The 3,541-nt window shown below is 68.3% G+C and carries 4 protein-coding genes; 3 read left to right on the forward strand and 1 reads right to left on the reverse strand.

The genetic code is table 11. The features are described from left to right. Positions 1 to 243: 243 nt before the first annotated feature. A complete protein-coding gene (locus HZB86_12550; protein MBI5906349.1) occupies positions 244 to 942 on the forward strand; it encodes a TIGR00730 family Rossman fold protein in 699 nt (232 codons plus the stop codon). Between the two features lie 35 nt (positions 943 to 977). Next, positions 978 to 1,217 (forward strand): NrdH-redoxin, encoded by a 240-nt coding sequence (locus HZB86_12555; protein ID MBI5906350.1) that lies wholly within the window; start codon positions 978 to 980, stop codon positions 1,215 to 1,217. Positions 1,218 to 1,304: 87 nt separating this feature from the next. Here the strand turns inward: HZB86_12555 and HZB86_12560 are convergent, their stop codons facing one another. Continuing rightward, positions 1,305 to 2,126 carry an alpha/beta fold hydrolase gene (locus HZB86_12560; GenBank protein MBI5906351.1) on the reverse strand — a complete coding sequence of 274 codons (822 nt, stop codon included), beginning with the start codon at positions 2,124 to 2,126 and terminating at the stop codon, positions 1,305 to 1,307. Between the two features lie 68 nt (positions 2,127 to 2,194). Between HZB86_12560 and HZB86_12565 the strand changes: the two genes are divergently transcribed. Continuing rightward, on the forward strand, positions 2,195 to 3,541 hold a 1,347-nt coding region (locus tag HZB86_12565; protein MBI5906352.1), incomplete at its 3' end, for an NFACT family protein.

A 3,541-nucleotide genomic window follows, 5' to 3' on the forward strand; every position in this document is an offset into this window, starting at 1 on the left:
CGCGGCGAACTTGATCAACCCGAGCTTCGGGGGCATGCTCCCACCTCCTGGGACGGTCTTTCCCTGCGTGGATTGCGCCTGGCCGAGCGCCTCCTTGTAGCGGCGGAGGAGCTCGGAGAAGTCGAGGCCGGCCATGGGTTCCTCCCTTCCCGCAATTCCGGAAACTGTACCGTAACGGTCCGTCGCTGTCCAACCGCCCTTCTGCTATCCTTTAGGCTTCGGGGAATCCCGACCGGAGGGACGATGGAAGAGCTGACCGGAGGCGAAACGTGGCGGGTGTTCCGCATCATGAGCGAGTTCGTGGAGGGGTTCGAGTCGCTCAAGGACATCGGGCCGGCGATCTCCATCTTCGGAAGCGCGCGGACCGCAAGGGACGAGTGGGGCTATAAGACCGCGGTGAAGGTGGCGGAAGGGCTCGGCCGCACGGGGTTCGCCGTCATCTCGGGCGGGGGCCCGGGGATCATGGAGGCGGCCAACCGCGGCGCGCGGCGCGGGAAGGGGCTGTCGGTCGGCCTGAACATCCAGCTCCCGACGGAGCAGAAGGCGAACCGGTTCCAGGACATCTCGATCTCATTCCGGCACTTCTTCGCCCGCAAGGTGATGTTCGTGAAGTACGCATCGGGGTACGTCATCATGCCGGGGGGATTCGGCACCCTCGACGAGTTCTTCGAATCGCTGACCCTCATCCAGACCGGCAAGATCCGCCGGTTCCCCGTCGTCCTGATGGGGCGGAAATACTGGGAGGGGCTCCTCCGCTGGATGGAGCACACGATGGTCGAGGAGGGGACGATCTCCGCGGCCGACCTGAACCTGTTCTACCTGACGGACGACCCCGAGGACGCCGTGGAGTACATCGTCCGGTTCCACCGCGAGTCGATCCGTCCGGTGGGCGAGCGCCGCAAGCGCAGCCCCCTGCCGTCGCGGGAGCCGGAGCGGGATTAGAACGGGAGGAGCCCGCCATGGGGAAGCGGATCGTGATGTACACCACGCCGTGGTGCCGCGACTGCAAGGCGGCGAAGCGGTTCCTGTCCGGGCGGGGCGTTCCGTTCGAGGAGATCGACATCGAGCAGCATCCGGAAGCGGCGGAAATCGTGATGAAGCTCAACGACGGGATGCGGAAGGTCCCCACGCTCGACGTGGAGGGCACGATCGTCTCCGGGGACCGGTTCGACGCCGCGCGGTTCGAGGCGGATCTCCGCGCCGCCGGGGCGCTTTAGCCCCAAAACGGGGACGTTCACAAAACTTCCGCAATTCAGGGACAGTCTTGGACTGGACCGCTTTACTGTTCCCCCCTAAGAGTGTCCCTATTCTGTGGAAGTTTTGTGAACGTCCCCGTTTTGAAGAAAGGCGATCACCTCGCGGTTGAAGGCGTCCGCGTTCTCCGCGAACAGGCGGTGCGGCGCCCCGGGCAGGAAGACGAGCTTCGCGCCGGGGATCCTCCCGGCGATCCGCAACGAATTCTCCCGGTCGACCAGCCGGTCGGCGTCCCCCGTGATGACCAGCGTCCGCGCGCGGATCCGCTCGAGCCGCTCCGCGGCGTCGTGCGCGACCGCGGCGTACAGTTGCGCCTGGTACCCGGCGGGCGTCGTGGGGTTCGCAAGCCGCCGCCGGACGAACCCCTCGATTTCCTCGGGCCGCGAACGGATGCACGCGTCGCTGTAGAGGAAAGGGATCATCCGCCGCAGCTCCGACTCGGCGTCCCCGCCGCCGGCCGTGGCGAACGCGGCCATCGCCTCGGGAGAGGGGCGGACCGACAGCGATCCGCCCGGCCCGGTGCACCCCAGCACCAGCCGTTCCACGAGATCCGGGTGGCGCAGCGCCACCTCCTGCGCGACCATCCCCCCCATCGAAACGCCCAGGACGTGGGCCCGGGAGATCCCGACGGCGGAAAGCAGCGCGGCTCCGTCGTCGGCCATCTGCGCGGTGGTGTACGGTCCCGGGGGGACGTCGCTCTTCCCGGTGCCCCGGTTGTCGAAGACGACCACCCGGAAGCGGCGCGAGAACGCCGGGAGCTGGTGCAGCCACTCGGCGTGGTCGCTCCCGAGGCCGTTGATCAGCAGGAGCGGGAACCCTCCGCCGTGCGTTTCGTAATACATGCGGAAGCCGGGCGCATCGGTGTACGGCATGCGGGCACCTCCTGCACGCCATTATAGACCTCGGCGCGGGGCCGTCGAACCGACGTAGAATAAGGGCGATGGACGCCTTCCTGCTGAAACGGATCGTCGCCGAGCTCTCCCTGGAACTCCCGGGGGCGCTGGTGTCGAAGGTCCGGCAGCCCGGCGAAAAAGAGATCCTCCTCGATCTCTGGGGACGAGGGGAGAAGCGGCTCCTCCTGTCCGCCGACCCGTCGACTTGCCGGGTCCACCTGACCACGCGCAGGACCCCCGGCCCGCCGACCCCGCCGCCGTTCTGCCAGTTCCTGCGGAAGCACCTGGAGGGAATGCGGATCGCCGGAATCTCCGTCGCTCCGTACGACCGATCCGTCCGGATCGATTTCATCTCGAGCCGCCCCGAGGCGGAGCACGCCGCGACATCGCTCCACGCGGAGCTGTTCGGCCGCCACGCCAACCTGATCTACGCGGACGGGGACGGGACGATCCTCGCCGCCCTGCGCACGGTGTCGCCGGAGGAGAGCCGGATCCGTGAGATCGCCCCGGGGGTCCCGTACCGGCCGCTCCCGCCGCCGTCGCGGATGTTCCTGCCCGACGTGACGCCGGAAGACGCCGCGCGGATCCATGGGCAGGGACGGGACGACTTGCCGAAGACGCTTCTGGATTCCGTGGCCGGCCTCGGTCGGGAAGTGGCGCACGATGCGGCCGCGATGGGCCGGGATAACGCGGGCGCGCTGCACGACGCGTTGCGGAAGCTGGTCCGGAGGTACGAGGAGAGCGACTTCGTCCCCGGGATCGGACTCCTGCCGGGCGGGAAGCGCCGGATCCTCCCGTTTCCGTGCCCGGCGGCGGGATTCGTCGGCTTCGAACCGTTCCCGACCGCCAACGAGGCGGCGGACCGGTTCTACTCCGACGTCGCGGAAGCCGCGGAGCTCGCGTCGCTGCGCCAGCAGGCGAAAACGCGGATCCTTGCCCTGCTGAAGAAGGAGCGCCAGAAGCTTTCAAACGTCGGCGGCGACGAGGAGCGGCTGGTGGGCATGATGGCCGGGGGAGCGCACGGCGAAACGATCAAGGCGAACCTGGGGGCGTTGAAGAAGGGGATGCGGTCGTTCGGCGGGGTCCCGCTCGATCCGGCGAAAACCCCGGTCGAGAACATGAACCGGTACTTCCACCTCGCCCGGAAGGCGAAGGGGGCGATGGAGATCGTCCGGAGGCGGAAGCGGGAGGTGGCGGAAGGGGTGTACTACCTGGAGACGCTGGAGGAGCAGCTAAACTCCGCCGGGACGAGGGACGAGCTGATCGCGGTCCGGCAGGAGCTGTCGGCCTCGTTCGCGCCGCGCGCCAAGCCTTCCTCGAAGAAGAGACCCGGGCGGAAGGACGCCCCGCGCCCCGTCGCACCGCAGGTGGAAACGGTCGATTTCCGCGGCCAC

The organism is Deltaproteobacteria bacterium (genome assembly GCA_016234845.1).
GTDB lineage: Bacteria > Desulfobacterota > Deferrimicrobia > Deferrimicrobiales > Deferrimicrobiaceae > JACRNP01.